This window comes from Streptomyces sp. GD-15H, from assembly GCF_045291515.1.
Lineage (GTDB): Bacteria > Actinomycetota > Actinomycetes > Streptomycetales > Streptomycetaceae > Streptomyces.
In genome coordinates this window covers 8,324,343-8,351,063 of sequence record NZ_CP149447.1, presented here as the reverse complement: position 1 = coordinate 8,351,063, position 26,721 = coordinate 8,324,343, and the positions used below count along the sequence as shown (strand labels likewise).

Annotated in this window: 23 protein-coding genes and 5 pseudogenes; 9 read left to right on the top strand and 19 right to left on the bottom strand. The window is 71.2% G+C overall.

Going from position 1 to position 26,721, the window contains the following annotated elements; genetic code table 11:
• Positions 1-241 precede the first annotated feature (241 nt).
• From WJ438_RS39650 to WJ438_RS39620, 7 genes and pseudogenes are all read right to left on the bottom strand, one after another.
• Positions 242-562: an STAS domain-containing protein gene (locus WJ438_RS39650; protein ID WP_406729416.1), complete on the bottom strand. Its 321-nt coding sequence runs from the start codon at positions 560-562 to the stop codon at positions 242-244.
• 260 nt (positions 563-822) lie between these two features.
• Positions 823-1,116 (bottom strand): annotated as a pseudogene (locus WJ438_RS39645) (integrase core domain-containing protein); the annotation flags it as partial.
• A 541-nt stretch (positions 1,117-1,657) separates the two neighbouring features.
• On the bottom strand, positions 1,658-4,351 hold the full coding sequence (locus WJ438_RS39640) for a SpoIIE family protein phosphatase (RefSeq protein WP_406729415.1): 2,694 nt from the start codon (positions 4,349-4,351) through the stop codon (positions 1,658-1,660).
• 304 nt (positions 4,352-4,655) lie between these two features.
• Positions 4,656-5,711 carry a hypothetical protein gene (locus WJ438_RS39635; protein ID WP_406729414.1) on the bottom strand — a complete coding sequence of 352 codons (1,056 nt, stop codon included), beginning with the start codon at positions 5,709-5,711 and terminating at the stop codon, positions 4,656-4,658.
• A gap of 1,640 nt (positions 5,712-7,351) precedes the next feature.
• Entirely contained in the window at positions 7,352-8,080 is a 729-nt protein-coding gene (locus WJ438_RS39630; RefSeq protein ID WP_406729413.1) for a transposase, read from the bottom strand.
• A gap of 140 nt (positions 8,081-8,220) precedes the next feature.
• Positions 8,221-9,381 carry a glutamate--cysteine ligase gene (locus WJ438_RS39625; protein ID WP_406729955.1) on the bottom strand — a complete coding sequence of 387 codons (1,161 nt, stop codon included), beginning with the start codon at positions 9,379-9,381 and terminating at the stop codon, positions 8,221-8,223.
• 4 nt (positions 9,382-9,385) lie between these two features.
• A complete protein-coding gene (locus WJ438_RS39620; protein ID WP_406729954.1) occupies positions 9,386-9,961 on the bottom strand; it encodes an AfsR/SARP family transcriptional regulator in 576 nt (191 codons plus the stop codon).
• Positions 9,962-10,231: 270 nt separating this feature from the next.
• Here WJ438_RS39620 and WJ438_RS39615 point away from each other — a divergent pair, with 270 nt between their 5' ends.
• Positions 10,232-10,654, top strand: a complete 423-nt coding sequence (locus WJ438_RS39615) for a PaaI family thioesterase (protein WP_406729412.1) — start codon at positions 10,232-10,234, stop codon at positions 10,652-10,654.
• 113 nt (positions 10,655-10,767) lie between these two features.
• On the opposite strand, the gene WJ438_RS39610 is transcribed toward WJ438_RS39615, so the two are convergent.
• The 5 genes from WJ438_RS39610 to WJ438_RS39590 form a co-directional block, all read right to left on the bottom strand.
• Entirely contained in the window at positions 10,768-11,058 is a 291-nt protein-coding gene (locus WJ438_RS39610) for a hypothetical protein (protein WP_406729411.1), read from the bottom strand.
• Positions 11,055-11,402 (bottom strand): hypothetical protein, encoded by a 348-nt coding sequence (locus tag WJ438_RS39605; RefSeq protein ID WP_406729410.1) that lies wholly within the window; start codon positions 11,400-11,402, stop codon positions 11,055-11,057. The genes WJ438_RS39610 and WJ438_RS39605 overlap by 4 nt, the downstream gene beginning before the upstream one ends.
• Before the next feature lie 906 nt (positions 11,403-12,308).
• On the bottom strand, positions 12,309-13,742 hold the full coding sequence (locus WJ438_RS39600; RefSeq protein ID WP_406729409.1) for an L-lactate permease: 1,434 nt from the start codon (positions 13,740-13,742) through the stop codon (positions 12,309-12,311).
• On the bottom strand, positions 13,739-13,885 hold the full coding sequence (locus WJ438_RS39595) for a hypothetical protein (protein ID WP_406729408.1): 147 nt from the start codon (positions 13,883-13,885) through the stop codon (positions 13,739-13,741). The genes WJ438_RS39600 and WJ438_RS39595 overlap by 4 nt, the downstream gene beginning before the upstream one ends.
• 137 nt (positions 13,886-14,022) lie before the next feature.
• A complete protein-coding gene (locus tag WJ438_RS39590) occupies positions 14,023-14,733 on the bottom strand; it encodes an IS6 family transposase (protein WP_406729407.1) in 711 nt (236 codons plus the stop codon).
• A gap of 96 nt (positions 14,734-14,829) precedes the next feature.
• Here WJ438_RS39590 and WJ438_RS39585 point away from each other — a divergent pair.
• A pseudogene (locus tag WJ438_RS39585) lies at positions 14,830-15,588 on the top strand (amino acid permease); the annotation flags it as partial.
• Between the two features lie 11 nt (positions 15,589-15,599).
• On the opposite strand, the gene WJ438_RS39580 reads toward WJ438_RS39585, so the two are convergent.
• Positions 15,600-15,974 carry a DUF6223 family protein gene (locus WJ438_RS39580; RefSeq protein ID WP_406729406.1) on the bottom strand — a complete coding sequence of 125 codons (375 nt, stop codon included), beginning with the start codon at positions 15,972-15,974 and terminating at the stop codon, positions 15,600-15,602.
• Positions 15,975-16,203: 229 nt separating this feature from the next.
• Between WJ438_RS39580 and WJ438_RS39575 the strand changes: the two genes are divergently transcribed.
• Positions 16,204-17,331: a sensor histidine kinase gene (locus tag WJ438_RS39575; protein ID WP_406729405.1), complete on the top strand. Its 1,128-nt coding sequence runs from the start codon at positions 16,204-16,206 to the stop codon at positions 17,329-17,331.
• A pseudogene (locus tag WJ438_RS39570) lies at positions 17,328-17,989 on the top strand (response regulator). Before WJ438_RS39575 ends, WJ438_RS39570 begins: the two are co-directional and overlap by 4 nt.
• 28 nt (positions 17,990-18,017) lie before the next feature.
• Here WJ438_RS39570 and WJ438_RS39565 read toward each other — a convergent pair.
• Positions 18,018-18,179 carry a hypothetical protein gene (locus WJ438_RS39565; RefSeq protein WP_406729404.1) on the bottom strand — a complete coding sequence of 54 codons (162 nt, stop codon included), beginning with the start codon at positions 18,177-18,179 and terminating at the stop codon, positions 18,018-18,020.
• A 343-nt stretch (positions 18,180-18,522) separates the two neighbouring features.
• Between WJ438_RS39565 and WJ438_RS39560 the strand changes: the two genes are divergently transcribed.
• Positions 18,523-18,927 (top strand): PPOX class F420-dependent oxidoreductase, encoded by a 405-nt coding sequence (locus tag WJ438_RS39560; RefSeq protein WP_406729403.1) that lies wholly within the window; start codon positions 18,523-18,525, stop codon positions 18,925-18,927.
• 33 nt (positions 18,928-18,960) lie between these two features.
• On the opposite strand, the gene WJ438_RS39555 is transcribed toward WJ438_RS39560, so the two are convergent.
• Complete coding sequence (locus WJ438_RS39555) at positions 18,961-19,614, bottom strand: transposase (protein ID WP_406729953.1); 654 nt, start codon at positions 19,612-19,614, stop codon at positions 18,961-18,963.
• A gap of 367 nt (positions 19,615-19,981) precedes the next feature.
• Between WJ438_RS39555 and WJ438_RS39550 the strand changes: the two genes are divergently transcribed.
• The 3 genes and pseudogenes from WJ438_RS39550 to WJ438_RS39540 all read left to right on the top strand — a co-directional run bounded on the left by WJ438_RS39550 (position 19,982) and on the right by WJ438_RS39540 (position 22,607).
• Positions 19,982-20,431 carry a copper chaperone PCu(A)C gene (locus tag WJ438_RS39550; protein ID WP_406729402.1) on the top strand — a complete coding sequence of 150 codons (450 nt, stop codon included), beginning with the start codon at positions 19,982-19,984 and terminating at the stop codon, positions 20,429-20,431.
• Between the two features lie 175 nt (positions 20,432-20,606).
• Entirely contained in the window at positions 20,607-20,837 is a 231-nt protein-coding gene (locus WJ438_RS39545; protein ID WP_406729401.1) for a hypothetical protein, read from the top strand.
• Between the two features lie 1,011 nt (positions 20,838-21,848).
• Positions 21,849-22,607, top strand: a pseudogene (locus WJ438_RS39540) (IS6 family transposase).
• 40 nt (positions 22,608-22,647) lie between these two features.
• Here the strand turns inward: WJ438_RS39540 and WJ438_RS39535 are convergent.
• From WJ438_RS39535 to WJ438_RS39520, 4 genes are all read right to left on the bottom strand, one after another.
• Complete coding sequence (locus WJ438_RS39535) at positions 22,648-22,845, bottom strand: winged helix-turn-helix domain-containing protein (RefSeq protein ID WP_406729400.1); 198 nt, start codon at positions 22,843-22,845, stop codon at positions 22,648-22,650.
• Positions 22,846-22,959: 114 nt separating this feature from the next.
• Positions 22,960-23,520 (bottom strand): MarR family winged helix-turn-helix transcriptional regulator, encoded by a 561-nt coding sequence (locus tag WJ438_RS39530; protein ID WP_406729399.1) that lies wholly within the window; start codon positions 23,518-23,520, stop codon positions 22,960-22,962.
• A gap of 162 nt (positions 23,521-23,682) precedes the next feature.
• Positions 23,683-25,053: an MFS transporter gene (locus tag WJ438_RS39525; RefSeq protein ID WP_406729398.1), complete on the bottom strand. Its 1,371-nt coding sequence runs from the start codon at positions 25,051-25,053 to the stop codon at positions 23,683-23,685.
• Positions 25,054-25,260: 207 nt separating this feature from the next.
• On the bottom strand, positions 25,261-25,821 hold the full coding sequence (locus WJ438_RS39520) for a molybdopterin cofactor-binding domain-containing protein (RefSeq protein WP_406729397.1): 561 nt from the start codon (positions 25,819-25,821) through the stop codon (positions 25,261-25,263).
• A 275-nt stretch (positions 25,822-26,096) separates the two neighbouring features.
• Here WJ438_RS39520 and WJ438_RS39515 point away from each other — a divergent pair.
• Positions 26,097-26,689 (top strand): annotated as a pseudogene (locus tag WJ438_RS39515) (IS6 family transposase); the annotation flags it as partial.
• Positions 26,690-26,721: the final 32 nt, after the last annotated feature.

Genomic DNA, 26,721 nt, shown 5'->3' with positions numbered 1-26,721 from the left:
CGCGGCGGTGGCCGTGGCCGGGGACGAACCGGCGCCCGCAGGCCCGGCAGCGCCGGGAGACCTCGGCCGTGCGGCCCTCGATGAGGAGGAAGCCGAACTCGACGGCCTCCGCGTAGTGGCGCCGCCACCGGCGTTCTGCCTGGCGCACGCCTTCGAGCAGAACTGGGCGTCGCTGCGGGCGGTCGCCTTCAGCGGCTCGCGGCAGTGCCGGCACCGGCGCACGACGGGGCTGGCCATGGCTTCACCGTACGTTCGGCTGCTCGATCGTGAAGGCGCTGCCGGTGTGGGAGAGCCGCAGCAGCCGGGCCAGGACGTGCGGGACCGCGCACAACCGCAACTCGGCCCCGGCGGCCTTGGCCGCGCGGGCGGCGGCCAGCAGCGCGGACAGTCCGGAGCAGTCGCAGAAGGACAGTCCGGAGCAGTCGACATCCACCCGTTCGTGACGGCTCACGGCGTCGCGGAGGGCTTCGCGGACGGTGGGGGCGGTGCACACGTCGAGGTCCCCGGCCACGGTCACCCGGCAGCTGCCGGGCCCGGTGGCGTGGGATTCCACCTGGATCATGTCGTACACCGCGCCCCCTGCGCGCGTCGCTGAGCAGGCCGTGCCTTCACCGTACGCCGCAACGCCGGGGGCAGCGCGCTCTCCGCCGTAATGACGGTGGCCGCGACCAGGCCGCCAGAGGCGGGCGTCCCAGTCGGTGAGGTTGCCCATGTGGCGGCGGACGAAGCCGGGGACGGCGTACTGACGCCGGTAGGGCAGCTGGTCCCTGACCTGGGTGTAGGTGTGAGATGAGGCTTATCCCCGGGAGTGGACACCGGGTTTCATGCGACGAGCGACAGAGTACGCGATGTGATCATTCGTTGTTCGAACTCGATCGGTGTGAGGCAGCCGAGGGCGGAGTGCCGTCGGCGCCCGTTGTAGTACGCCATCCAGCGGAACAGTTCCAGCCGGGCCTGAGCCTTCGAGGTCCAGCGCCGTCCGTGCAGCAGTTCCCGTCTGAGGCCCTGGAAGAACGACTCGGCGAGGGCGTTGTCGTAGCTCGAGCCGACACGCCCCATGCTGCGGCGGATGCCGTGCCGTCGACAGGCGTCGGCGAAGGCGGCGGCACTGTACTGCCCGGACACAATCCCGAGCCGAAATAGGCGGCTGCCCGGCGCAGGATCTCGCGTTCCGGCTGCCACTCCTTCTCCGCGTGTCGCAGCCGGGCCGGCTCCTCGGCCGGGCTCTCGCCGCCGTCGGGTCCACGGCGTCAGGCGTCTGCCGGGCGGCGTCCTTGCGGACCCAGATCCGCGGTGTCTCCCCGGTGATCCCGAGTTCGGCGGCCACCACCGCATACGTGCGTTTCCCGCCGGCCGCGCGGTACAGCGCGACGGTATCCCTCCGGAACTCCTCCGGGTACGGAGACTGGCGTCCCGTCTGGGCGTCCCTTCCTGGACCTTCAAGATCCATTGTCGGGGTGTCCACTCCGAGGGAGCAGCCTCATGGCCTGCTCGTCCCCCGGACGATGGGCACCTGCGGGCCTTCCTGCCGACGACAGCGCCCCTCAACGAGCCTCTTGCTCCCACGGCCTCTCGGACTACCAGGCACCGTCGACCTCCTGTGAGAGATGGGCGGCGGGAGCAGATCCGGAACGCTGTGGCTGCTGACGCAAGACGCTCACAATCCGGCGAGGTCGTCCCACATTCCCGGTGGCAGCTGCGGCTCGCCGGCGTCGAGCCGCTGCTCGGCCCAGATGATTTTGCCGTCCGGCGTGTAGCGGATGCCCCACCGGTTGGCCAGGCTGGCGACCAGGAACAGTCCGCGCCCGCCCTCGTCCGTGGGCTTGGCCCGTCGCGGGTGCGGGGAGGTGCTGCTGGCATCGGAGACCTCGCAGATCAGGGAGCGGTCGCGCAGCAGCCGCACCCGGATCGGTTCGGCCCCGTACCGGATGGCGTTGGTGACCAGCTCGGACAGGATCAGCTCGGTGGTGAAGCTCAGCTCCTCCAGCCCCCACGCCTGCAGCCGCCGTAGGGCCTGGGTGCGGGCCACGCCGACCTGGGCCGGGTCGGCGGGCACGTCCCACTGGGCCATGTGGGACGGGCCGAGCAGGCGGGTGCGGGCCACCAGCAGCACGATGTCGTCGATGGGCTGTGTGGGGAGCATCGCGTCCAGCACGGTCTGGCAGGTCTCCTTCGGATCGCGCTGCGCACCGGCCAGGGTGCGGCGCAGCAGGGACAGGCCGGCGTCGATGTCACGGTCGCGGTCTTCCACCAATCCGTCGGTGAACAGCGCCAGGCGGCTGCCCGCCGGCAGGTGCAGCTCCACGGTCTCGACCGGCTCCCCGCCCAGGCCCAGCGGCGGGGAGACCGGCATCTCAGGGAAGGTAACGGTGCCGTCGGGATATACCAGCGCGGGGGGCAGGTGGCCGGCCGCCGCGATGGTGCAGCATCCGTCGGCCGGGTCGTAGATGACGTACAGGCAGGTGGCTCCGGTCATTCCGGTGCCGTTGTCTTCTGCTGGTTGGTCGTGGTCGACGCGGCGCACCAGCTCGTCCAGGTGGGCCAGCAGCTCCTCCGGCGGCAGGTCCAGGGCGGAGAAGTTGTGGACGGCGATGCGCAGCCGCCCCATGGTGGCGGCCGCGTGCAGGCCGTGGCCGACCACGTCGCCGACCACCAGCGCGACCCGGGCCCCGGACAGCGGGATCACGTCGAACCAGTCCCCGCCCACCCCGGACTGGGCGGGCAGGTAGCGGTGGGCGACCTCCAGGGCGTCCTGCTCGGCTGCCCCGCGGGGCAGCAGGCTGCGCTGCAGGGTGGCAGCCAGGGTGTGCTCGCGGGTGTAGCGGCGGGCGTTGTCGATGCAGAGGGCCGCGCGGGCGACGAGTTCCTCGGCCACGGCCGCGTCGTCCTGCTCGAAGGGCTCGGGATGCTGTGAGCGCCAGAAGTTGACCAGCCCCAACGTCACGCCCCGGGCCCGCACCGGCACCGTGATCAGCGAGTGGATGCCGTAGCCGAGGATGCGCCTGACCACCGCGGGACCCTGGTGCCGCCACCCGGGGGCGTGGTTCAAGTCGGGCTCGAGGACCGCCTCGCCCTGCTCGAGCGCCTGGGCTTGGGGCGTGGGCGCGGCATACCGGAGCAGCTCCCCGAGCGGGAAGACCGGGTCGTGGATGCCGCTGACCGCTGTGCGCCGCAGCGTGCCGACCGCGTGTTCTGTCGGTTCCTTGCCGAGCAGCACCTCCTCGGCCAGGTCGACGGTGACCAGGTCGGCGAAGCGCGGGGCGGCCGCCTCCGCCAGTTCCTGGGCGGTCCGCGGTACCTCCAGCGTCGTGCCGATCCGCACGCTGGCGTCGTACAAGAGCTTCAGGCGTTCCCGGGCCACCTCGGCCCTGCCGGCCAGCGCCTGCAGCTCGGTGGAATCCCGCAGGGTCGCGACGCTTCCTGTCCGCCCACCGGGCACATCGGCGCGGCGGACGTTGACCGCCAGCAGTCGGTCTGCCACCGGGTGTACCTTGTCGGTCACCGGCTCGCCCGAGGCCAGCAGTGCGCCGATGCCCTCTTCCAGCCCCAGCCGGGAGACCTGCCGCCCCTCCGCTTCGGCCGGCAGGCCCAGCAGTCGCCGCGCCTCGTCGTTGGCCAGCAGCAGCCGGCCCTCCGCGTCGAGGACGAGCACGCCCTCGCGCACCGCGTGCAGCACCGCGTCGTGGTGCTCGTACATCCGGGTCAACTCACTCGGCTCCAGGCCGCGGGTCTGCCGCCGCACCCGCCTGCCCAGCAGGGCGGAGCTGATCAGGGCCAGAGCCAGCGCCACCGCGGCGGAACCGAAGATCGCCGGCAACTGGCGCTGCACCGTGCTCCGGATGCTCTCGGTCGTGATCCCGACGGCCACCGAGCCGGCGGGCGGCCCATCGGCGCGGGGGACCGGGACCACCGATAGTTCGGTGGGGCCCAGACCCGTCGCGACGGTGTGGGTGTAGGCCTGCTCCGGCGGTGCGCCGGGCCCGAGGGTCTGCCGGCCGATCTGCTGCGGGTCGGGGTGGGTATAGCGGATGCCCTGCGGCGAGAAGGCCACGACCAGGTCCACGCCGGCCTGCTTTCTGAGCTCCTCGACGCGCGGCTGCAGCACTGCGGTGGGATCGGAACCGGTCATGGCGTCGGCCGTTCCCGGAGCCCGGGCGAAGGCCAGCGCCACCGCCATGGAGCGCTGGCGGGCATCCCGCACGCTGTCGCGGTGGGCGTCCAGCACGAACACCGTCGCTGCCGCGGCGATGAGCAGTATCACCAGCGCCGCCTGCACGAGGAAGACCTGCCCGGCGATGCTGCGCGCCCCCAGCAGCGATCGACGGCCCCACTCCTGAGAGCGCCACGGCATGCGACACCCCCACCTCTCGGCGGCCGTCAGGGGGCGAGGACGCTCGCCTGCTCGCCGCAGGCCCTTGCCGCCCCAGAGGGGGTGGAACCCCGGCGAGCCCTGGACGGGCTGAACGGATACATGGCCTTTTCCTTTTCAAGGATATCCGCCGCCCCGCTTGTCCTTCCCCTGGTGGCCTGCGGGAAAGGTTCCGTGATCTTTTCTGCAAGGCCACCACGTGCACCGCGATTCCACACGGCAGCACTGTTCGGTGCCGGCAAGGACCTCTGACTCTCGCCTCCCCTGGGTTACTCGCCTGTTGGCGTCATGGGGTGGTGCGGGCTTCGGCGGCGGAGATGACCTCCTGGCGCTGCCGGTGGCGCCGTTCGTACTCCTGGACCTGGTGGGCGACGCCGGCGGGGACGTTCTGCAGCCGGGCGGTGATCTCGTCCGGGTCCATGGTGGCGTAGCCGGGCCAGGGCTCGCGGCCGCGCAGCTGCTCGATGGCGTCCAGGACCGGGGGCCGGTTGGCGTGCGTGCGCTCGTATCCCTCGATAACCGTCAGCTCCGACTGGGAGAGTGTGCGCAGTTGCTGCTGGATGTCGTCGACGCCGAGCCGGCTGAAGCGGGCGATCGGCAACTCCTCCTCCCGGGTCACCGCACCCTGGACTCCTTCGGCCATCCGGGTCGGCCCGGGCATCTCGCGCACCGCGCCCGCGGCGGCCCCTCGGGCCCGCCGGCCGCTGCTCTGGGCGACGTCCTGCACCCGGCCGGCGACGGCCCGCAGCGTGCGGGCGGCCGCGTCCGCCCAGCCGCCGCCGTTCGCGGCGCCGAATCCGTTGGCCGCGGCCGCCACGGCCCGGGCGTTCTGGGCGACGCCGTCCTCCAGCCTTTCGAGCAGTTCCTCGTCCTGGCGGCGCAGGGCGGCGAGCAGGTCGGCGGTGGCCTGGTCGTGGGCCTCTTCGGCGATGCTCTGCCCGGCCCGGCAGGCGGCCAGCGCCCGGGCGGTGACCGCGTACTCGTCTTGGGCGTTTTTCAGCAGCCGCCGCTCGTCGTGGGGCCGCCGGCCGCGGACCATGTCCGTCACGAGCGTGGATCCGATGGTCAGCGGCAGCATGGCGGTGCGCACGGCGCCGCGCGAGAGGAACCGCGCCATATCGAGGCTGTCCCCGACCAGCCCGCCGCGGGGCCGCAGCTCGCGTGCGTGGTGCTCGATGCGCTGGAGGCTGTCCTGGACGTCGTCCACCTGGCTTTCGAGCAGCTGCCGGTAGGGGCCGGGCGGGGTGATGGTCGCATCCGCCCTGAACCGGTCGAGTACCGCCTCGTGTGCCTCGCGGGCGTCCTCCAGTGCCGGTACGAGCGCGTCCGTCATCACTGCCATGGGGTGCTCCTGGGGGTCAGGCGGCCGGCCCACGCCCGCCGCGCCTGGGGAATCGGCTGCCCACCGGGCATTGCCGCGGCCGGGCCACCGGGGACCATCCTGAGGCACCCCGAGCAGGATCGCCCGGAGGCTGGGCGCACCACCTCCGGACGCCTGTTGCCCTGTTGCCCTGTTGGGCCCAGGACGACGGGGGAAGAGAATGCGTTCCGCTTTCCGAAGCGGCTGACCCTCGCGCGCGGACCCGGGTGGGCGCGGCGCCGTTGGGGGGCCGGCGTGTGGGCTGAACGGGTGAGGGCGGCGGTGGTGCCGTGCCGAAAATCCTGATCACGCGTTGGTCCCAGCGTGCATCCTCGCGTCGACGACGCGGTGCCCTATCCGGCACCGCTCGGGCTTACCGGCGCCCGGCCCGAGCGCGCTGACATGGGCGCCGGCGTCCGGCGGGACGGCGGGTGGGGCCGGGCCGTGATGGTCCTCTGCTCAGCGGTGCTCGTTGCCGCTGCCGGGGTGCCTGCCGTTGCGGACCGGCTCGCGTGAAGGATTCCCAACCGGGGGGCCGGGGCCGGTCGGACGGCCCGGGCCCGACCGCGGCGGCAGCCGGGTTGGATGCCGGTGCGGTCCTGCGTGACCAGCTGGCCGAGGCGATCGCCGCCCTTCACCGGCAGACAGCAGTAATGCTGTCGCGCCCCCCGGCCGTGTCAGTGCAGCCGATGCCACCGGGCCGGAGGGCGAGTCATCACCTGGCTCGCAGCCCTGATCAGAACCTGGGCAAGCCCGGGTGGGCAGCCAGGGCGTGTTGTTGGCCGAAGAGGCCGCCACCCGTCGGCGGCTGGGCGGTGCGGGCCTGGGCAGCTTCGGGCGGCGTGGCGACAGCGGTCGGGAGCCAGCGAGCAGGGCCGCTCTGCAAGGCGCCGCACAGGACGCTTCCCCGGGCGCCGTACGAGGCGCCTCACCCGTGCACGGACCTGCGGAAGAGTCGCAGGTCAGTGCGCTGGTCAAGGGGGGCCGGGCACGCCGACTACTTCCCTGAGGCACCCCTGCGGGCGGTACCGGCCCGGTTCCGCCGGGTCCCCAGCGCCCCTTCCCGGCCGGGCGTTCCCGCCGCCAGGAGCACTGCCTCCTTCTGGGCGAAGTTCACCGCCTCGTCCAGCGCGCCTTGAGGTTGGCCGGGGCGGGCCGTTGCCTGGTGCTGGCAGCCGCGTACACGACGCAGTCGGAGAGGACCGCGACCGGATACTGCCCGGTGACACCGCCTGCTTGACGACCTTGCGATGCAGGTTGATCCGCGTGCGGAGATGACCGCCGCGCGGCTGTCCGGCCGCCAGGTGGGCCGGGACAGGTGAAGTTGCGATCCTCGGTCGCCCCGGAGGGCGACTCCACTCGTTTCCGCTTCCCTCCGGAGGTCATCTCCCCTGCGTGTGGCTGTGCCACCGCTTCCACCCGAGCCTGCGCGACATCGAGGAGCCGATGCCCGGGCGCGGCATCGAGGTCGGCCACGAGACAGTCCACCCGTGGACGCACCGGTTCGGCCCGGCCTATGCCGCTGCTCCACGTCGGCGCCGTCCGGGGCCCGGTGACAAGTGGCTCTGCCTTCTTGGACGGGCGTTGTCACGTGGATGGGGTGTTGAGCGATTGTGGGCGCGTCAGGGCATGGAGGGGGCGGGCGGGGGCCTGGGGCACGCTGCGGTGGGCACGGCGGCGGCACCGGTGAGCCGGTCCCAGAGGGCGAGGCGGGGGGTCGTCTCGGTGCGGTATTCGGTGGCGGTCATCAAGTGGCGGCGGGGCCGGAAGCGCGGTGAGATCCCGCTGCACGCGGCCGGCAACCGCCGGGCCCCGCAGGCGGAGCGGCAGCCCTTCCTCGCGCGTTCGCGCTGCCGGGTGGGCCGATGACTGTTCTCGACCCGGTGGTTCGGGCCCTGGTGCGAGCGGTGCTCCACCGACGGCATCGCCTCGCGGTGGGCCGCACCGCAGGGGCGCAGCCTGTCGGTGACCACCCCCCGCGGCACCGTGCGGGTCGTCTTCAGCAGGTGGCGGAAGAAGCGCCGGGCCGCGGCCTTGTCCCTTCGGCCCCGGACCAGGATGCCGGGCACGTCGGCGTCGACGGCCCGCCACAGGTACTTCGGCTCTCCGTTGATCTTGATGAGGGCCTCGTCGAGATGCCACTTGTCCCCCGGGTCGGCGGCGGCGCAGGTCTGCCCGAACTTCGCGCACCACCGCCGGCCGCTCTCGTGGGAGACGAGCACGCCGCGCCCGGGCATCGGCTCCCCGGCCCCGCGGAAGCCGAGCGGGAAGCGGAAGTACGGCCCCACGCAGCGGGAGACGGTCTCCACCGGGCGCCGGTGCCCCTGGTACGACGGCGTCGCGGACGACACGAGCGGACTCCTCCCCGGCACGACCAACTCCAAGATCCTCCCAGGCCGGTCGGCCAACGTGACAACGCCGTCGTACGGCATCGCAGGTGACAGGTGGGGAAGCGAGCTGGACATGCGGACACGGGGCACGGCCGGCGCCGTCAGGTTCCGACCCCGTCGGCGACCGGGCCGGCCCGGCGGACGCGGGTGGTTCCGGTCGGCGCGGCGGCACGCGGGACGGGCGCGCCACGGGTCTCGGCGACCAACAGGGCGACACTGGCGAGCAGGTCCTCTTCCTCGGCCGCCCGCCGCAGCCGGTGCGCGGCACTGCCGTCGGCCAGAGCCCGCGCGAGCAGTTCGTGCACGTTCTCCCAGTCGCCGGACGCCTCCAGCGCCGGGTGCAGCCGGACCGCCATGCCGTGCAGCACCACGCGGGCGGGGGCGGCGCGCCGGGCGACCGGGTCGACCAGCGCGCCTTCCAGGCCCGAGCGGGCGGCCCGCCAGGTGGCGGCCCGCAGCCACTCGTGGTGGCCGTCGCACCGGGGGCCTCCCCCACGGGCCAGCCGGTCGCACGCGTCCCGGACCAGTGCCCGGAAGAGCCCGGCGACCAGCACGACCGTCTCCACACGCGGACAGGCGTCGCAGATCCGCAGCTCCAGCGTGCGCTGGTGCGCGGAGGGCCGTACGTCGTGGTAGACCATGCCGGTGTCGCTGATGACGCCCGAGCGGATCAGCTCCTTCAGCGCCGCGTCGTACGCGGCGGCGTCCGAATAGTGGCCGGCCGGCCCGGCGGTGGGCCAGCGCTGCCACAGCATCGTGCGCCAGCTCGCGTAGCCGGTGTCCGCGCCGAGCCAGAACGGTGAACTGGCGGACAGCGCCAGCAGCGGCGGCAGCCAGGGCGAGACCAGGCACATGGCGCGCACGGCGGTGTCCCGGTCGGGTACGTCGACGTGCACCTGCGCGCTGCAGATGAGCTGCTCGTCGGCGACCCTGCGGTACTCGTCGGCCATGTGCCGGTAGCGGCGCCCGGCGGTGACATTGCGGGGGCTCAGCTGGGCCAGCGGCACGGTGCCGGCGGCCACCGCCGCCAGGCCCAGCGAGGAGGCCGCCGCGTCCAGCCGGCGCCGGGAGCCGACCAGGTCCGCGTGGAGGGCGTCGAGGGTGCCGTGGACGCCGCTGTTGCTCTCCACGGCCGACTGCTGCAGCTCGGTCGTGAACCCGGGCCCGTCCAGCCGGTCCAGCACGGCGCGGGCGCGCGGCACCAGCCGGCCGCTCTCCACGTCCAGCACGTGGAACTCTTCCTCCGTCCCGATGCGCAACATCACGTCACGTTCTCCCCTTGCCTGGGTGATCACTGGGCCGTCGCGTCCGCGTCCCGCTGAGGACCATCACGGCTCCGGAGCTCCGAGTGCCCAGCCCGGGACCTTCACAAGCCTTCCGACCCCCTCCGTCGCTCGGCCGTCCGGGCCCGCCGACCGCGCGTCCGGCGTCCCCGCGCGGGACGGTGCCGGGAGAGTTCGGTCGGGACCGGGGGAAATCCGTGGCAGCCCGGCGGGCGCGATGCTGGGATGGCCCGATGGGGACCGGACGTCGGTGATCGTGGACCGAGGCAAGTACCAGGACGCGGTGACACCGTGGGAGCAACGGGCCTGGGCAGAAGTGCTCGCGCAGCGGGTACTGGGCGTGCAGCTGCTCCAAGTCGGGTATGACGGCGCGGTGCTGGCCGAGTCTGAGCCGGGCGTCGAAGAGCCGTTCGTACGCCGTGAGCCGGGTCTCCTCCAGCCGGGTGCCCGCCATCCTGCACACCGGGCCCTCTCCGGTGTCGAGCAGGGCCGCACCGCGCCACAGGTCCAGGGCCTGGGTGAGCAGTTCGGCAACTGTGCGCGGGTCCGCCTCGTGCACGGCCTCTGTCTGGTTCACGAGGGTCTGGCAGCGCCCGGCGTCCACCGCCTCCGTCGGGAGGACCAGCGTGTACCCTGCGTGGGCGGTCTGTACGACGGTGCGCGGCCAGCACCCGTCGGCCTCGGCCGCGAGGATGCGGCGCAGCTGGGCGATATGGCCGTGCAGCGAGTTCTCGGCGTTGCGTGGCGGGGCCTCGCCCAGAGCCCGTCGATATTACAGACTGACCCGGAACCCGTCTGAGAACACCCCGCTCCTCGAGAGGCTGCCATCGTGACCACATCCGGGACCAGCACCCCAGCCCTCGCGGACCTCGCCGCCGCCATGCCCTTCACGGCCGGCCTGGGGATCACCTTCGAGGAGGCCGCGGCCGACGCGGTCACCGCGACCCTGGCCTGGAAAGCCGAACTGTGCACCCTGGGCAACGTCCTGCACGGCGGAGCCCTCATGTCGCTCGCCGACTCGGTGGGGGCCGTGTGCGCGTTCCTCAATCTCCCTCCGGGCGCGGGCACCACGACCTTGGAGTCCAAGACCAACCTGATGCGCCCGGTCGGTTCGGGCACCGTGCACGCGACCGCCCGCCCGCTGCACGTCGGCCGGACCGTGATCGTCGTACAGACCGAACTCCAGGACGACCGGGACCGGCTGGTGGCGCAGACCACTCAGACCCAGGTCGTACTGAAACCCGGCGCGTAGCCCGTCCGTCAACCACACCAAGGCCGCCGCCCTCCTCATCGGTGCCGCCCACGGGGCCGGGGAGGTCCTCGGGGTGCCGTAGCCTATGCCGCTCGAAAAGTCGTCGCCGTAGGTCACGCGGCGTTTCTGTACTCGCTGATGAGGCCGCCGAGGACCACCCGGGTGCGCAGCAGCCTGCGGGCGCCACTGTCTATCGCGGTGGGCTGTTTCTGGGCATGGGTGGTAGTTGGTTGCGCGCCGGGGGGCCGATGCTCGTGGTGGTGTCTCTGGCAGGCCGCAAGCACCTGCCGGGCATGCGCCCCTCCCATGACCAGGATGTGGTCGAGTACCTCGCGGCGAAGGCTGCCGATGACGCGCTCTCCGTGGGCGTTCATCCCAGGCGCCCACGGTGCACTCTTGATCACGTCCAGTTCCTCTGCCTCGAGGACCGCGTCGAACGCCTCGCCGTACGTGCCGTCTCGATCGCGCAGCAGAAACCGCAGGACTCCCCGCGTACCCCGAGGTCGGCGGCGGGATGTCTCGCCTGTCGCACCGTCCACTCCCGGGTGGGATGGGTGGTGACGCCGGTGAGGTGCGGGCGCCGGGTGCCGTGCGCGAGGAAGGTCGGCGCATAGCGCCGCCTGCCGAGCGCGGTGCCGGGGTGGAAGAAGTTCGCCGCGATGATGCCTTCGGCCCGGGCGGTGAGGAACTCACGCCAGGCAGGGCCGAAGCGACGCGGCGCGGGGGCGATGCCCGCTGCGTGGAGCATCTCCCCCACCGCCGGGGCTGCGATCCGGTGCCCGAGCCGCGCCGACTCTCCTTGGATCCGCCGGTGGCCCCCTCGCGGATTCTCGCCGGCGAGTCGCGGGACGAGGTTCTTAAGCGCCGCACCGGTCGGTGGCCGACCGGTGCGCCCGCGCGCTGTAGTCCCACTTCACGGCGACGAATCGGCGGTGCCGGCCGAGCAGGGTGCCCGGAGTGACCGGGAAGACCTCGCGCCGGCGACACCGAGGTATCAGACCAGAGGGCGGCGAACCGGAACCGATCGACTTGCTCGTAGCGGACCGGGCCTGCCTGCCGGCGCAGCGCCGCGTTCTGGTGGCGCGGGACGAGAGGCTCGGCGTCTTTCGCCGCATTCCCGCGGAGCAGCAACGAGGGCAACTTTGGGGTCACCCTGCACGACAGGGACACGATTATCCGGACATGCTCCCAGCCGACGCACCGCCACCGCTGCCACCTACGACGACGACTTTTCGAGCGGTACAGGGTCTCCAACACCAAATCGAGGCGCGACAAGCTCTCGGACGCGCAGCGGGCTGCCCTCGCCGAACCCGGCGTGGAGTGAGTGTGGCTGTCGTGCTTACGGGGGCCGCAGAAGCTGCCAGGCACGAGTGGCAAGCCAACCGGTCGGGCCGGATCATCGACCCTGCTGGCCCATCTGGCACAGGTGACCTGGACGCCGCTACGCCGTGCCCATACACCGGTACCCCGACAGCAACTCATACTCCACGACGCCAGGCCCCCTTCAACCAGCGCGGCATTTCGGGTGCTTCCGCTGTCATCGGTGCCGGTCCCCCCGGCCCCGGATGAGGGCCACCCAAGGGCGATGTTTTTCACGAAGTCATCGACGGCCGGGGAGGGAGGGTATGGCATTCGATGGGGTTCCTTCCAAAGTTCAGGCAAGGCTCAGGACGATGACGCCAAGGATGAGTGCTGTCGCGGCGACGGCGCCGAGCAGTATGGCGCTCATGGCTCGTGGGAGGCGTTCGCCGGGAGCGAGGGCGACGCCGGCAGCAAGGGCGATCCGCGGTGGTGAAGCGATGATGGCGAAGGACCCGGCGACGTTCTGCCCGGCGAGTGCGATCAGCGGATTCGCGCCGAGGCCGGTGGCGGCGGTCGTGGTGGCGGGGGAGAACATCGCGGCGGCGCCCGTGTTCGAGCCGGTGAGGTAGCCGCCGAGAGCGCCCATGGCGGGGATCGCGGCGACGAAGCCGTAGCCGGAGTGCTCTGCAGTGGTGGCAAGATGCTCGGCCATGCCGGTCGCGGCCATGACGATCCCGAGGGCGATGAACACGAGCGCGTTCCCGGCGATCGGCACCCATCGCCTCAGCCCGTGCCGCACCAGGCGCCACTGATCGGCGGCGGGCAGGCCGGCGGTCGCGACGGCGACAGCGGCGGCGATGACCAGCCAGAGCGCAGGGCTTGCGGTCCATTCGATCGCGTGGTGGGTGCCCGTAGCAGCTAGCAGGCCCCTCGTGGCAAGGATGCCGCCGACGATGACGAGGTACGGCACGACGGCTATGAGAAGTGGCCGGGACATGTGCGGCAGCGGGCCGTTGCCGACACGGGTGACGACGAGGAGACCGACGATGACGACGGTTGCGGCGAGCACGCCGGCCAGTGGCGTCCCGACCGTGAGGTTTGCCACGAGCAGGGCGCCCCATTCGGCAAGGACGACCGCGACGGCCAGGGCGAGCTGACGCGGGGTGGGCCAGCCGAAATTGAGGCCCAGCACCGCGACCATGCCGACCACGAGCACCGGCAGGCTGAGCAGCGCCGACCACACCCCGAGCTGGGCGAAGTCCTGCCCGCCGAGTTGCGCGGCGATGAGGGTGCCGGGTCCGAGGGAGCCCCACGGAACCAGCACCAGGCCGAGCAGCCCGGAGACGACGGCCTTGACTGGGGTCAGGCCAAGGCGGATCAGCAGCGGGGCGGTGATGACCACGCCCAGGCCGAAGCCGGTGACCGATTCCATGAACGGCGTCATCCCGTAGACGAGCAACAGCAGCGTCACGGTGCGGTCGGCACCGGTCTCGGTGCCCTCCAGCCAGGCGGCGATCCGGTCCTGCGCACCACCGCGGGTCATCGCTTCGGCCAGCCCGACCCCGCCGAGCAGGAGGACCGCGATTTCCACGACGGTCGGGGCCATCCCCGAGGCAGCGGCCCCGGCCTGTGGTCCTTCGAGCGGAAAGGAAACAGCGGCACCGACCAGCGCGACGACCAGACCCACGACGCCGGCCCACAGCGAGGACAAACGGAACGCGAGCAGGGCCAGGACGACGGCGATGGGCGCGAGAGCGACGAGGAAACCGACCGTATCCGGGGTCATATCACGCTTTCGGCGCCGTCGAGCCAGGCGTTCAGTACCTTGGCAGCAGCATTGGCGGGTGCGGCGCCGTGCTCGGCTGTGTTCACGCGGATGTGGTTCGGGTCGATGCCTGCAAAGGCCGGGGGTGCGCAGCCAGTGAACATCTATTGCTCCTTATGGCGAATCAGCGGGTTTACCGAAGTGCGTGGTCGAGGGCTTGGGCGGGCGTTGTCACGTTGGTGGGGGGTGTGATCGGCTGATGGTGTGTCACCGCGTGGTGGGGCCGGGTGGCGATTTCGGGTCAGGCCGCGGTGGGCATGGCGGCGGCACCGGTGATCCGGTCCCAGATCGCGAAGCGGAGGGTCGTCTCGGCGCGGGGGACGGCGGCGGCCATCAGGTGGTGGGGGCGGAAGTGGGGTGGGATGCCGCTGCAGGCGGCCGGGAACCGCTGCGCTGCGCCGGCGGAGCGGAAGCCCTTCCTCGCGCGTTCGTGCCGCCGGGTGGGCTGGTGGCAGTTCTCCGCCCGGTGGTTCAGGCCCTGGTGCGAGCGGTGCTCGACCGAGCGCATCAGCTCCCGGCGGGCCACGCCGTGGGAGCGGAGCCTGTCGGTGACCAGCGCCCGGGGCACCCGGTGCTCCTTCATCAGCTTGGCCATGAACCGCTTGGCGGCCTTGGCGCCGCGCCTCGACCGGAGCAGGATGTCCAGCACGTTCCCGTGCTGGTCCACCGCCCGCCCCAGGTAGTGCCGCTCGCCGTTGATCTCGCTGAAGACCTCGTCCAGGTGCCACTCGTCCCCCGGCCCGGGTCGGCGGCGCAGGCCGTCGACGCAGGCCTGCCCGAACGTGGTGCACCAGCGCCGGGCGCTCTCGTAAGACACGAGCACGCCGCGCCCGGGCATGAGCACCTCGACCTCGCGGAAGCCGAGCGGGAAGCGGAAGTACCGCCCCACGCAGTGGGAGATGATCTCCACCGGGTACCGGTGCCCCTGGTACGACGGCGACGCGCTGTCCATGGATGATCCCTCCCCGGCATGACCGACCAGAAGATCATCCCACCCGGTCAGCCAACGTGACAGTGAGCCTCTTCCGGCATGACGGTGACGGGCCGCGCCGTGCAGCTCGCCGCCCTGACCTCCAACGCGGCGGACATGGCCCGGCTGGACGTCGATTCGGACGCCACCGTGGGCGGTGTGCTGCAAGCGGCGGGCCTGCTCTTCTTCGCGTTCGCCGGGTACGCGCGGATCGCCACTCTCGGCGAGGAGGTCCGGGAACCCGCTCGCGCTCGGCATCACGCTTGTCGTCTACGCCGCCGTCGCTGTCGCCGTGCTGATGGTGCTCGGGGGCCCGGCGGCCTGGCCAATGCCGCCGCGCCGCTGTCGGAAGCGGTCCGGGTCGCGGGTGCCGACTGGCTGGTGCCGGTCGTGCGCGTCGGCGCGGCGGTGGCCGCGCTCGGCTCGCTGCTGGCGCTGATCCTCGGCGTCTCCCGTACCGCGCTCGCTATGGCCCGCGATGGGCACCTGCCACACGCCCTGGCCGCCGTCCACCCGAGGTTCAAGGTGCCGCACCGCGCCGAGTTGGCGGTCGGCGCGGTGGTGGCGGTGCTGGCGGCGACCTGAGATCTGCGCGGGGCGATCGAGTTCTCCTCGTTCGGTGTGCTGGCGTACTACGCCGTCGCCAACGCCGCCGCCTGGACTTTGCGGCCGCAGGAGGGCCGTCCCACGCGGATCATCCCTGTGGCCGGGCTGGCCGGCTGCCTGCTCCTGGCTTTCGCCCTGCCCCTGTCCTCGGTGGTCGCCGGGGCTGCGGTGCTGGTCGTCGGTGCTGCCGCCTACGGGGCCCGGCGCGCGGTGGTCGCACGCACGCCGTGACCCGGTGGCGGTCAGAGGGTCATTCGATCGGCCGGCCGGTCGGCGCGGCGGAAGCGGGTCAGCGCTCGGCGGCCGAGGAGTACGGCGCCCAGCCCCAGCGGGATGGCCGCGATGGCGCCGACGAGCCCGTTGCCAGTGCCGGGACCGCCGCTGGAGGTGGCCAGGTGCAGCACCGCGAGGACCGTGCCGGCCAGCCCCACCGCGATGGCCGCCATCCCGCCGGCCCGCGCGTTGCCGGTGCTGATCCGGCCGCCGGCGCGGGCCAGGGCCAGCCAGCCGATAGCCAGGCCGAGCAGCTCTACCCCGAGGGCCAGGTTGGCCCCGGTCCGCCCGTCGCCGATGATCCCGCCCTCGGCGGCCACCATCAGCGCTGCTGAAGCACCCATACCGCTCTCCTCCTTCTCCGTCGCTGATTGCGAGGTCCGATGTGCCTTGAGCATGCGCGCCGGACCCCCTGCCGGTCGTCCAGCAGGCGCAGGCACTTCCCGCTGCCGCCGCTGCGGCATCCGGATACTGCGGACGCGGCAGGCGGCGCGCGGATACCGCACACGCGGTAGTCGACCGCTCGTCCATGAGCCGGACTCGCCCGCAACCGCATCCGGCTACGGTGCACCCATGGACAAAGGGCGGTTCGCTGTCCCGGCCGGGGTCACCGACTGGGCGATCGCCGCGGGCGTGGCGGCGTTGCTGCTGGGCACCGGGCTGTTCGGGCCACACCCGGCCGGGAGCCGCGAGCTGCTCGGCTCCGCGCTGCTGGCGGCCGGCGGGCTGGCGCTGGCCGCGCGCCGCCGGGCACCGCTCGTGGTCCTGGCAGTCACCGGGCTGTGCGCGGTGGGCTACCAGGCGACCGGGTTCAAGGTGCTCGCCGTCTCCTACCTGGTCGCGGTCTACGGCGCGGTACGCGCCGGGCACCGCGCCGTCACACTGGTTACGTCCTTGGGCCTGCTGGCCGTGCTCTCCCTCACCGCCCTGGTTTCCCAGGACGGGCCCGCGCGCGAGGTCGTGACGCAGGCCCGGAACACCCTTGAGATCGCCTGGCTGATCGCCGCCTTCGCCGCCGGGGAGGCGGTGCGGCAGGCCGAACGGCGGGCGGACGAAGCCGAGCGCACCCGCGAGGAGACCGCGCGACGCCGGGCCGACGAGGAGCGGCTGCGCATCGCGCGGGAGCTGCACGACTCGCTCACCCACCAGATCTCGGTCATCAAGGTGCAGGCCGAGGTCGCCGTCCACGTGGCCCGGCGCCGCGGCGAGCAGGTGCCGGAGGCCCTGCTGGCGATCCAGGAAGCCGGCCGGGAGGCGAGCCGGGAGCTGCGCGCGACCCTTGAGGCGCTGCGCGACGACGACACCACCCCGCCGCACGGACTCGACCATGTCCCCAACCTGGTGAAACGGTTCCGAACGACCGGTTTGGAGACGACGCTGACGATCGAAGGACATCCGCACGCCGTGCCGGCCGCGGTAGGCCGTACCGCTTACCGGATCGTTCAGGAGTCGCTCACCAACGTCGCCCGGCACGCCGCCGCCACCACTGCCTCAGTGCTGATCGACTACCGGCCGGACGCCCTCGCTATCCGTGTCGACGACAACGGAAAGGCCACCTTGCCCCCCGCGCCGACGCCCGGCCTCGGGCTGCTCGGCATGCGCGAACGCGTCACGGCCCTGGGCGGCCGGCTGCGGGCGGAACCGCGCGGCGAGGGCGGCTTCACCGTCCAGGCGGAACTCCCCACGAACGGAGCGTCGTGATCCGTGTCCTGCTGGTCGACGACCAGCCGCTCATCCGCAGCGGCTTCCGCGCGCTGCTCGACCTCGAAGACGACATCGAGGTGGTGGCCGAGGCCGCCGACGGCGAAGAGGGCTTGGCGCTCGCCAAGGAGCACCTGCCCGACGTCGCGCTGATCGACATCCAGATGCCCGTCATGGACGGCATCGAAGCGACCCGGCGCATCGCCGCGGACCCGGCCCTGGCCGGCGTGCACGTCGTCATGCTGACCAACTACGGCATGGACGAGTACGTCCTCGACGCGCTGCGCGCCGGCGCCGCCGGGTTCCTCGTCAAGGACATCGTCCCGGAGGACTTCCTGCACGCCGTACGCGTCGCCGCCCGCGGCGACGCCCTGCTCGCGCCCGCCATCACCCGCAGGCTCATCGACCGGTACGTCACCCAGCCGCCCCCCACCGCGCCGGCCGCGGGCTGGAGGAACTGACCAGCCGCGAACGCGAGGTGGTCGCCCTGGCCGCACAGGGCCTGTCCAACGACGAGATCGCCGACCGCCTGGTCATCAGCCCGTTGACCGCCAAGACCCACATCAACCGGGCCATGGCCAAGCTCCACGCCCGCGACCGGGCCCAACTGGTGGTCTTCGCCTACGAATCCGGCCTGGTGGGCCCGCGCGACTCCTGACCCCGCGCGCCGTTGACTGGCCAGGACGCTACGGCGCCTCGTCGCCCAGGACCTCGCGGGCCAACTCCTTGAGCGCCTGACGGTCCTCGGCCAGGGCCTTATTCCCGGCCTCGGTCGCCCGGTAGACGCGCCCGGGCATCGGCTCCTCGATGTCGCGCAGGCTCGGGTGGAAGCGGTGGCACAGCCACACGCAGGGGAGATGACCTCGGCGGGAAGCGGAGACCCCGGCACGACGGCGTCACCACGGACAGCCCCTCCAGCGATTCGGCCAGACGGATGATCATGTCGCCCGAGGAGGCCACCACTCAACCTGACAACGCCGCGCCGCATCATCCGGCCACGGTGAACCACCCCACCGTGCCTTCGCACCGCGGCGCAGCAGCAGTCGCCCGGCCCACTGCCGATCCGGCCCCTGGGACGACGCGCACAGTGGGTGGATACCCGTGTTGATCGGTGCGTTGGCGCAGTATCGGGTAGGCGTACGGCTGGCCCCAGCCGTACAGGCGTCCCCAGACATCAGCAGAGAGGCCACCATGTCCGCCGAACTGTCCGACAACCTCAAGGCGCTCCTCGACTCTCCCGTCTTCATCATTGTTGCCACCATTCAGCCTGACGGCAGACCGCAGGTGTCCCCGGTGTGGGTGAAGCGGGACGGCGACGATGTGCTGTTCTCTACGACCATGGACCGTCAGAAGTACAAGAACCTCACCCGTGACCCCCGGGTCAGCGTGCTCGTGCAGCCCGCCGACTCGCCGTACACGTACGCCGAGATCCGCGGCACCGCAGAGGTGACCACCGATGGCGCCCGCGAACTGATTGATGAGCTGTCGGTTAAATACACCGGCAAGAGGTACGCGGAGTTCAATCCGGCGTCGGTCAACGACGCCGACCGTGTGGTCGTGAGGATTAAGCCGCACAGGGTCGTCGGAGCTCTCTGACGGCCTGCCGCGTGCACAGATCGTGGTCTGTGTTCAGCGGCGAGTCCCTTCCGCTTCGAGCCTTGAGGAGGCAATGGTGGTCGAGCCGCCACTCCCCGTTCCTCCTCGGCCGCAACCGGGCCCACCGGGCCGCCCCGATCCGGCTCCCGGCCCGCCCACGCCGCGTCCCGTGCCCGAACCCCCACCGGGCCCCTCACCCAGGCCCTTTCCGGTCCCCCAACCGCCGGAGCCCCACTTCAATCCCGACCCGTCGTTCAGCGCTCCGGCCCGCGTCCATGGCCGCGGTGATAGCGCCCGCGGACGCCCTCTGTGCCCAGCTCGCGGTTGACGCCCTCCCCTCCTTCGAGGAGCGAGCACGCTGACCGCGACCTGGCAGTTCGCCTGCTTGCCCAGCGCAATACTGGTCGGCGACACCGACCGACATCCGGCCGTCCTTGGGAAACGACACGTCTCGACCGCCCAGGCGTCCGGGCCGATCAGCGGCACCAGCCGCTCAGCGATCCGCCGGCGCACCGGCACCGGATCCCAGATGGACTGGTTCACGAACTGCTGCAGGTTCTGTTCATTGCCGTCCGGCAGCCGCGAGACCATGGCCTGGATGGACTTGCGGCGACCGTCCATCATCAGTCCCCGCAGATAGCAGTCGCCCATGGCCCGCTGGTCCTCGCGCGGTATCAAGGCGAGCACATCGGCCACGAATAACGCCAACGTCGCCCGCGTACGGTTCACTTCATGTGCGTCCACACATTAGTCGGGGCGTGCTGGCTGGGAAGCCGCGTAGCGCCTGGGGAGGTCGCGCCGCTTCCCGGCTGCCTGCGCTGACGATCCGGGCGGGGTGGCCGGACCAGTCGCCACCAGGGTCACCGTGCGTCTTGCAAACGGACGCCGTTGGAGCTGCGTACGAAAGCCCCGCCCCGCTTGCCGTAGAACGCGGGAGTACTCAAGGTGGAACCGGTGGGCTGGTGAGAGGAGCGACCATGGCAGCCCTCTTCGTGCTCCGTGGCCGGTGCACCCTCGCGTCGGCCGTCGTGGCCCTGGCTGTGACCGCAAGCGGATGCGGCGGGATGACGGCTCCTCCCTGCCGGAGTGGGACGCGCCGGGTCAGAACGCCCGCGTCGGCGACATCATGATCCGGTACGCGCATGTGGCTGAACCGCGAGGCGGGCCGTGGCAGCCGGGAGATGACGTCCCCGCGTACGTGTGGCTTTACAACAAGGGCAGCGAGGCCGACAAGCTCGTGGGCGCGAGCACGCCGAATGCGGCCTCGGCGGACATCGTCGACTCCGACGGCAAGCCGCTTCCCGACGGGGTGGATCTGCCGGCGAACCAGCTCGTGGAGTTGGAGCCAGGCAAGGCCCACCTGATGCTGCGGAACGTGTGCGAACTGATCAGGGGCGGCGACTTCATGAAGTTCACCATGCGCTTCAAGAACGCGGGATCGATCACCTTCAACATCCAGTCGCAGGTCCCTGTCTACGACGAAAGCCCCTCCCCAACGCAGTGAGCCGACTTGCGAAGCCTCCGGGAACGCCGCGTACCCGCTGGTGGTCAACTGGTGCCGGGCAGCCGCAGGCGGGCGAGGTGGTCTCCGCCGGCGATCGGCAGCTGTTCGAGGTGCGATCATTACTGGCCAGGGTTGCGATGGGATCGTGCCACCCGATTCCGATCTCGTTGAGCAAGTGCGGCACGCCCTGAGCCAGGCGGGTTTCTGTCTGGTCAGCGACGAGGACGACAGGACGTCCGGGCCCCGGGTAAGCGCGGTCGACGCCGGGGTGCTGGTGAGCTGGAGTGTTTCCCACGGTTTCACCGCGCTGGCCGTCGAACAGCGTGCGGCCGACGGGCAGGGCAAGGACGTCTCCGGGGACAGCATGCGGGCGATCGTCCAGGCCGCGCCGTGTCGGGCCTGCTGATCCATGTCGGACACACGGTCGCGGAGACACCCGGCGACGGTGATCTGGTGGTGCTGGCCGAGGGCGCCGGACTTGGGGATGAGCACGGCCCCTGGGGGCGAGGGTCGAACCGGATTGGTGGCGCAGCCTGCGGGGCACCACCGAGCGGGGGCATTGGAGTCCGGGACGCTTCTGCATGGGCACATGGCGGCATGCCCGAGGCGTCGACTTCGTAGCCGTACGCGCGGCCGGCCCGGTGGCTGTTGTCAATGTGTTTCCAGGCCGCCAATTCGCCCGCCTCCCCGTCTCCACCGTCGCCCCGGAAGGCGCCGTGCAGGCTGTGCGCCTCGCCGCACAGCAGGCAAGAGACGTGATGGGTCGGCTTCGACAACCTGGCCAGACGCACACGCCGCTCGCCTGAATGGTCGGAGACCGGGGTCGGAGCCCTCAGGAGCGGATGCACCCACCGGTCCTCGATGTCGACGAGGTCCTCTGGTCCAGGGGGTACGAGTAGCCGGATTGGGCCATTGGTGAAGTCCTTGGTTGCCACTGACGAAGTACACCGTTTCGGACGCCCCCCGACAGGCCACCAACCCAACCGGCCGTCACCGTTCGGAGACGACGGTCGCTGGTGTGGTGCCCTGTCGCGTCCGGACTGGCGCCGTTTGTCACCCGCACACGTCACCGCCTCCTGCAGGCGGGGCACGAAATGAGTGTTCGCCGGTCACGCCGTGACCGCGAATGCACTCCGCCAACTCACGCTTCACCCAGCGTGACCGGCGCCGCTCCGTCCTCCCCCTCGCGCATGTACGTCACCCGGACCCTCTCTCCCGGTCTTTGCGAAGCCAGCACCTCGGCCAGGGACGTGATGGTCCTGGTCTCTGCGTCACCCTATAGGTGCCGAGTATCCCGTCCGTACTGGTCAGGCTGTGTGTCGGTACCCGTGGATCAATCCGCCGAGGCGGTCGTGGCGACGGATGTCGAGGCGGGTGATCTGTATGGGGCATTGTCACGTTGGCTGACCGGCCTGGGATGATCTTGGAGTTGGTCGTGCCGGGGAGGAGTCCGCTCGTGTCGTCCGCGCCGCCGTCGTACCAGGGGCACCGGTACCCGGTGGGATCATCGCGCACCGTGCGTGGCGGTATGTCCGCTTTCCGCTCGGCTTCCGCGAGGTCGAGGAGCTGATGCCCGGGCGCGATGTGCCCGCCTCCCACGAGACCTTCCGCCGCTGGTGTGCGAAGTTCGGGCAGGCCTACGCCAACGCGCTGCGCCGCCGACGTCCTCGTCCCGGCGGCACGTGGCGCCTCGACGAGGTCTTCCTCACGCTCATCGGCGAGCAGAAGTACCTCCGGCACGCGGCCGGCCAGGACGGCAACGTGCTGGACAATCCTCGTCCAGAACCGGCGCGACAGGGCCGCAGCCAGGCGCTTCTTCCGTCGGCTCCTCAAAGGAATCGGAGCCGTGCCGAGGCTGATCGTCACGGACAGGCTCCGTTCCTCCGGGGCGGCCCACCGCGAGGTAATGCCCTCGGTCGAGCACCGCTGCCCCAAAGGCCTGAACCACCGGGCCGGGAACTCCCACCAGCCCACGCGGCAGCGCGAACGCGCCAGGAAGGGCTTCCGCTCCGTCGGCCCCGCACAAAGACTCCTGTCCGCCTGCAGCGGCATCTCACCCCACTTCCGGCCACGCCGCCACCTGATGACCGCCCCCGACCACCGCACCGAGATGACCATCCGCTTCGCCATCCGGGACCGGATCACCGGCGCTGCCGCCGTGCCCACCGCAGTGTGACCCAGGCCCCCGCCCGCCCCCTCCACGCCCTGACGCGCCCTCAATCGCTCAATACCCCACCAATGTGACGACGCCTTCTCAGAAGCTTGGCCACCCCCTGAACCGTGCAGCCCTTGCGGAACAGCCTGCCGATCAGGGTCTTGATCCGGCCCAGCGTCCACCGCTGGTCATCGGTGAAACCGTGAGCCAGCGGCCCCCGCTTCAACTCAGCCTTCAGCCGGTCCCGCTCGCAGGACACCGGCCCGCGTGGACCGGTGGAGGCCGCTTCTGCCGGTCCGGGAGGACGGTCGGCCGGTGTCCGCCGGACGGTCCGTCGCGATCACGGTCCGCGTCCGACAGGGCACGCCGGGGCCTATGGGGCGAGGCCGTCCCGGGCCGACCGCGCCGTGGAGTCCGCCGTCGATCCCAAGCTGCGCTCCAGCTTCTGCAGCAGTGCGGCCAGTTGCACCCGCTCCTTCGGCTTCAGCCCCGCCAGCATGGACCGCTCGTTCTCCAGGTGCTCCGCGAACAGGGTGTCGATCAGCTTGAGCCCCGCCGGGGTGAGCCGGCAGTGCACCACCCGGCGGTCTTTCACGTCCCGTTCCCGGACGATCAGCCCGTCGCCCTCCAGCCGGTCCAGTCGCAGCGTCACGCCGGCGGACGAGATCAGGCTTGTCTCCGCCAGCTCACCCGCCGTCAGACGGTACGGTTCCCCGGACCGCCGCAGCGCAGCCAGCACATCGAACCCGGCCAGCGACAGCCCCGCCGCGGCCACCGGTTTGCTCATCCGCAACTGGTACAGCAGGAAGGACCGGTGTAGGCGTCCCAGCACTTCGATGGGGGACGGGTCGAGATCCGGCCGCTGTCGGTGCCACTCTTCGATGATGCGCGACACCGCGTCGGCGTCCGTGATGCTCTGAACCCTGCCGGCCACAGCGGTCTCCTCCCGGTAATTCCTTATGGATGAGAAACTATTCCCTTAATGGCTTCGGGTGGGCGCCCGGATGTGAGAAGGGCCGGACGACTCCGGAAATCGGGGACCTCCGGCCCTCCTGCCGTCGGGGAGAGCGGCGGACTGCGGGGTGCGCGGCAGCCGTCAGGCGTTGAGCTCCTCGAGCGTCCTGCCCTTGGTCTCCACTGCGAAGCAGGCGACGATCGCGCCCACAGCGGCGACGACCGCCAACTGGATGAAGATGACGTTGAGGCTCGCTCCGGAGGCGATGATCGCGCCGACCGTGATCGGGCCAAGGATCACGCCGAGGCGGTTCCACACACCGCCGAACGCGGCGCCCTTGGCGCGGTTGCGCGTCGGGTACAGCTCCGGCGAGTAGAGGTAGAGCGAGGCGTTGATGACGAAGATGAAGAAGGTGGTGCAGGAGGCGAAGAGCGCGACCTGACCGCCGGAGGTGGCGCCGGCCACAGCGAGCGCGGCCAGCGCGGCCGTGGTGCCGATCAGCGCGGTGAGCAGCAGCGGCTTGCGGCCGATGCGGTCGACCACCAGCGCGGCGATCAGCGTGCCCAGCAGACCGGTGGCGTTGCTGATCAGGGAGTAGATCAGCGCGGTGGCGAGGTCCAGCCCGAACTGCTTGGTGTAGAGCGACGGCAGCCAGGTGATGATGCCGTGGTTCACGTAGTAGGCCACGAACCACATGGTCGACAGGATGACGGTGCGGCGCAGGTAGCGGCCCTGGAAGATCTCGCGCAGGCGGCCGCGGGACTCCTCGGTCGGTATGTCCAGGGAGGGCTTGGGCAGCGGCTCCTTGACCGAGGCCTGGACCTCGGCCTCGATCTTGGTGATGACCTCCTCAGCTTCCTCCAGGCGTCCCTGGGAAGCCAGCCAGCGCGGCGACTCGGGCACCTTGCGGACCAAAAACAGCGCCAGCAGCACCGGCAGGCCGCCGATCAGGAACATCGCCTGCCAGCCGAGGTTGGGGACGACCCAGACGGCGGTCAGGGAGGCCGCCGAGAGACCGGCGGGAAAGATCAACTCGTAGAGCAGCACCAGCTTGCCGCGGTTGTCGGAGCGGGCGATCTCGTTGATGTAGGTGGCGGCGATGGGCACCACGCCGCCGATGCCGATGCCCTGGACGAAGCGGAAGCCGGCGAACATCTCGATGTTGGCGGAGCAGGCCACCGCGATGCTGGCGAGGCCGGTGATCAGCACGCCGAGGGCGACGGTGCGCACCCGGCCGATCTTGTCGCCGAGCCAGCCGGCGCCGAACGCGCCGAACAGCATGCCGACCGAGGCGGCGGTGACGGCGAAGGTCGCCTGACCGGTGGAGAGGTTCCACTGCTCGGTCAGGACGGGCAGTGCGGAGGCGGCGAGCAGTAGGTCGAACGCCTCGAAGAAGGTGACGGCGCCGATCAGGAAGCGGACCTTGACGTGCCACCGCGAGTGCGGCAGCCGTTCGAGTCTCGCGGCAATGGAGCCCAAGCCCAGGCTTTTTTCTGTGGCCATGGTCGACATGGGAATCCTTCCGCGCGCAGAGCGGGAGTCAGCAGAGTTGCCGCGACCCTAGGTGGTGTTACCTAAGAGGTCAATAATTTAGTGCTTAAACATATGGCGGGAAGTGCCACACTTTCGCATCGTCGCCCCGAGTCTTGCGCAGAGCCGTTTCAGGGCAGGCCGGAGTCACCCGCAGCCCAGGATTCGGACCCGGTCCGCGGGCGGTGATCAGCGCGCGTCCTCCCGGACGGAGGGGGTCAGACCGACCGGCCGGGGAGCTCCCGCAAGGCGCGGAAGCCCCGCGTCGGGAACAGCGGGAGTGGTGATCCGGGCGCCGGTGGCATCGTGTACGGCGTTCGCGATGGCGGCGGCGACCGGCACCAGGGTGCCCTCTCCTGCGCCCTTGGAGCCGAACGGGCCCGGTCCGGGGTCCTGTTCCTGGGAGACGGAGACGAAGGAAGCGGGCAGGTCCTCGGCCATCGGCACCCGGTAGTCCAGCGCCTCGCCATTGATCAGCACGCCGTTCTCGAACCGCGTCTCCTCGAACAGAGCCTGGCCGTACCCCCTCACGGCAGCGCCCTCCTCCTGTCCGCGCGCGACCAGCCGGTTGGCGGCGCGCCCCATGTCGCCGCTGACGACCAGCCTGATCACGGTCACCACGCCGGTGTCCGGGGCGACCTCGCCTTCCGCCCAGCCGATCTCCCAGAACACGCAGGGCGCCTCCAGCGGCGCCTCGTGGGAGTTGAGCGCCTTGAAGAAGCCGTCGCCGCTGAACACTCTGGCGATCATAGGGGTCAGCGGGTGAAACGTCTCCCCTGGCGCACGCTCCAATCGACCAGTTCAAGGTCGGCAGGCTTTTCAGCCCAGCTGCCCGGCGGCGAACTCCCGTACCCGCTCGCGGGCCTGCTCGGCGGCGAGCTGCACGGCGCGGCCCGTCACCGTCATGCCGGAAGAGGCTCACTGTCACGTTGGCTGACCGGGTGGGATGATCTTCGAGTTGATCATGGTGGAGGGGGTCGTCCGCGGGCAGTACGCCGCCGTCGTACGAGGGGCACCGGTACCCGGTGGAGGTGATCTCCCACTGCGTGGGGCGGTACTTCCGCTTCCCGTTGTCATTCCGTGAGGCGGAGGAGCTGATGCTCGAGCGTGGTGTGCTCGTCTCCCACGAGACGAGCCGGCGTTGGTGCGCAAAGTTCGACCAGATCTATGCGAATGAGCTGCGCCGACGCCGGCCGCGGTCGGGTGACACGTGGCACCTGACGAGGTTTTCCTCACGCTCGACGGACAGCGGCAGTACCTGTGGCGGGCGGTGGACCAGCACGGGAACGTGCTGGACATACTCGTGCAGAACCGTCGTGACAAGGCTGCGGCCAAGCGGTTCTTCAGGAAGCTGATGAAGGCCACCCAGTCGGTGCCCCGGGTGATCGTCACCGACAGGCTCCGCTCCTACGGCGCCGCCCACCGCGAGGCGATGCCGTCGGTGGAGCACCGCTCCCCCAAGGGCCTGAACAACCGGACCGAGAACTCCCACCAGTCCACCCGGCGGCACGAACGCGCGAGGAAGGGCTTCCGCTCCGCCGGCGCAGCGCAGCGGTTCCTGGCCGCCTTCAGCGGCATCTCACCCCACTTCCGCCCCCGCCACCACCCGATGACCGCCGCCTGAACCGCCCCGGCTCGGATGGAGACTCG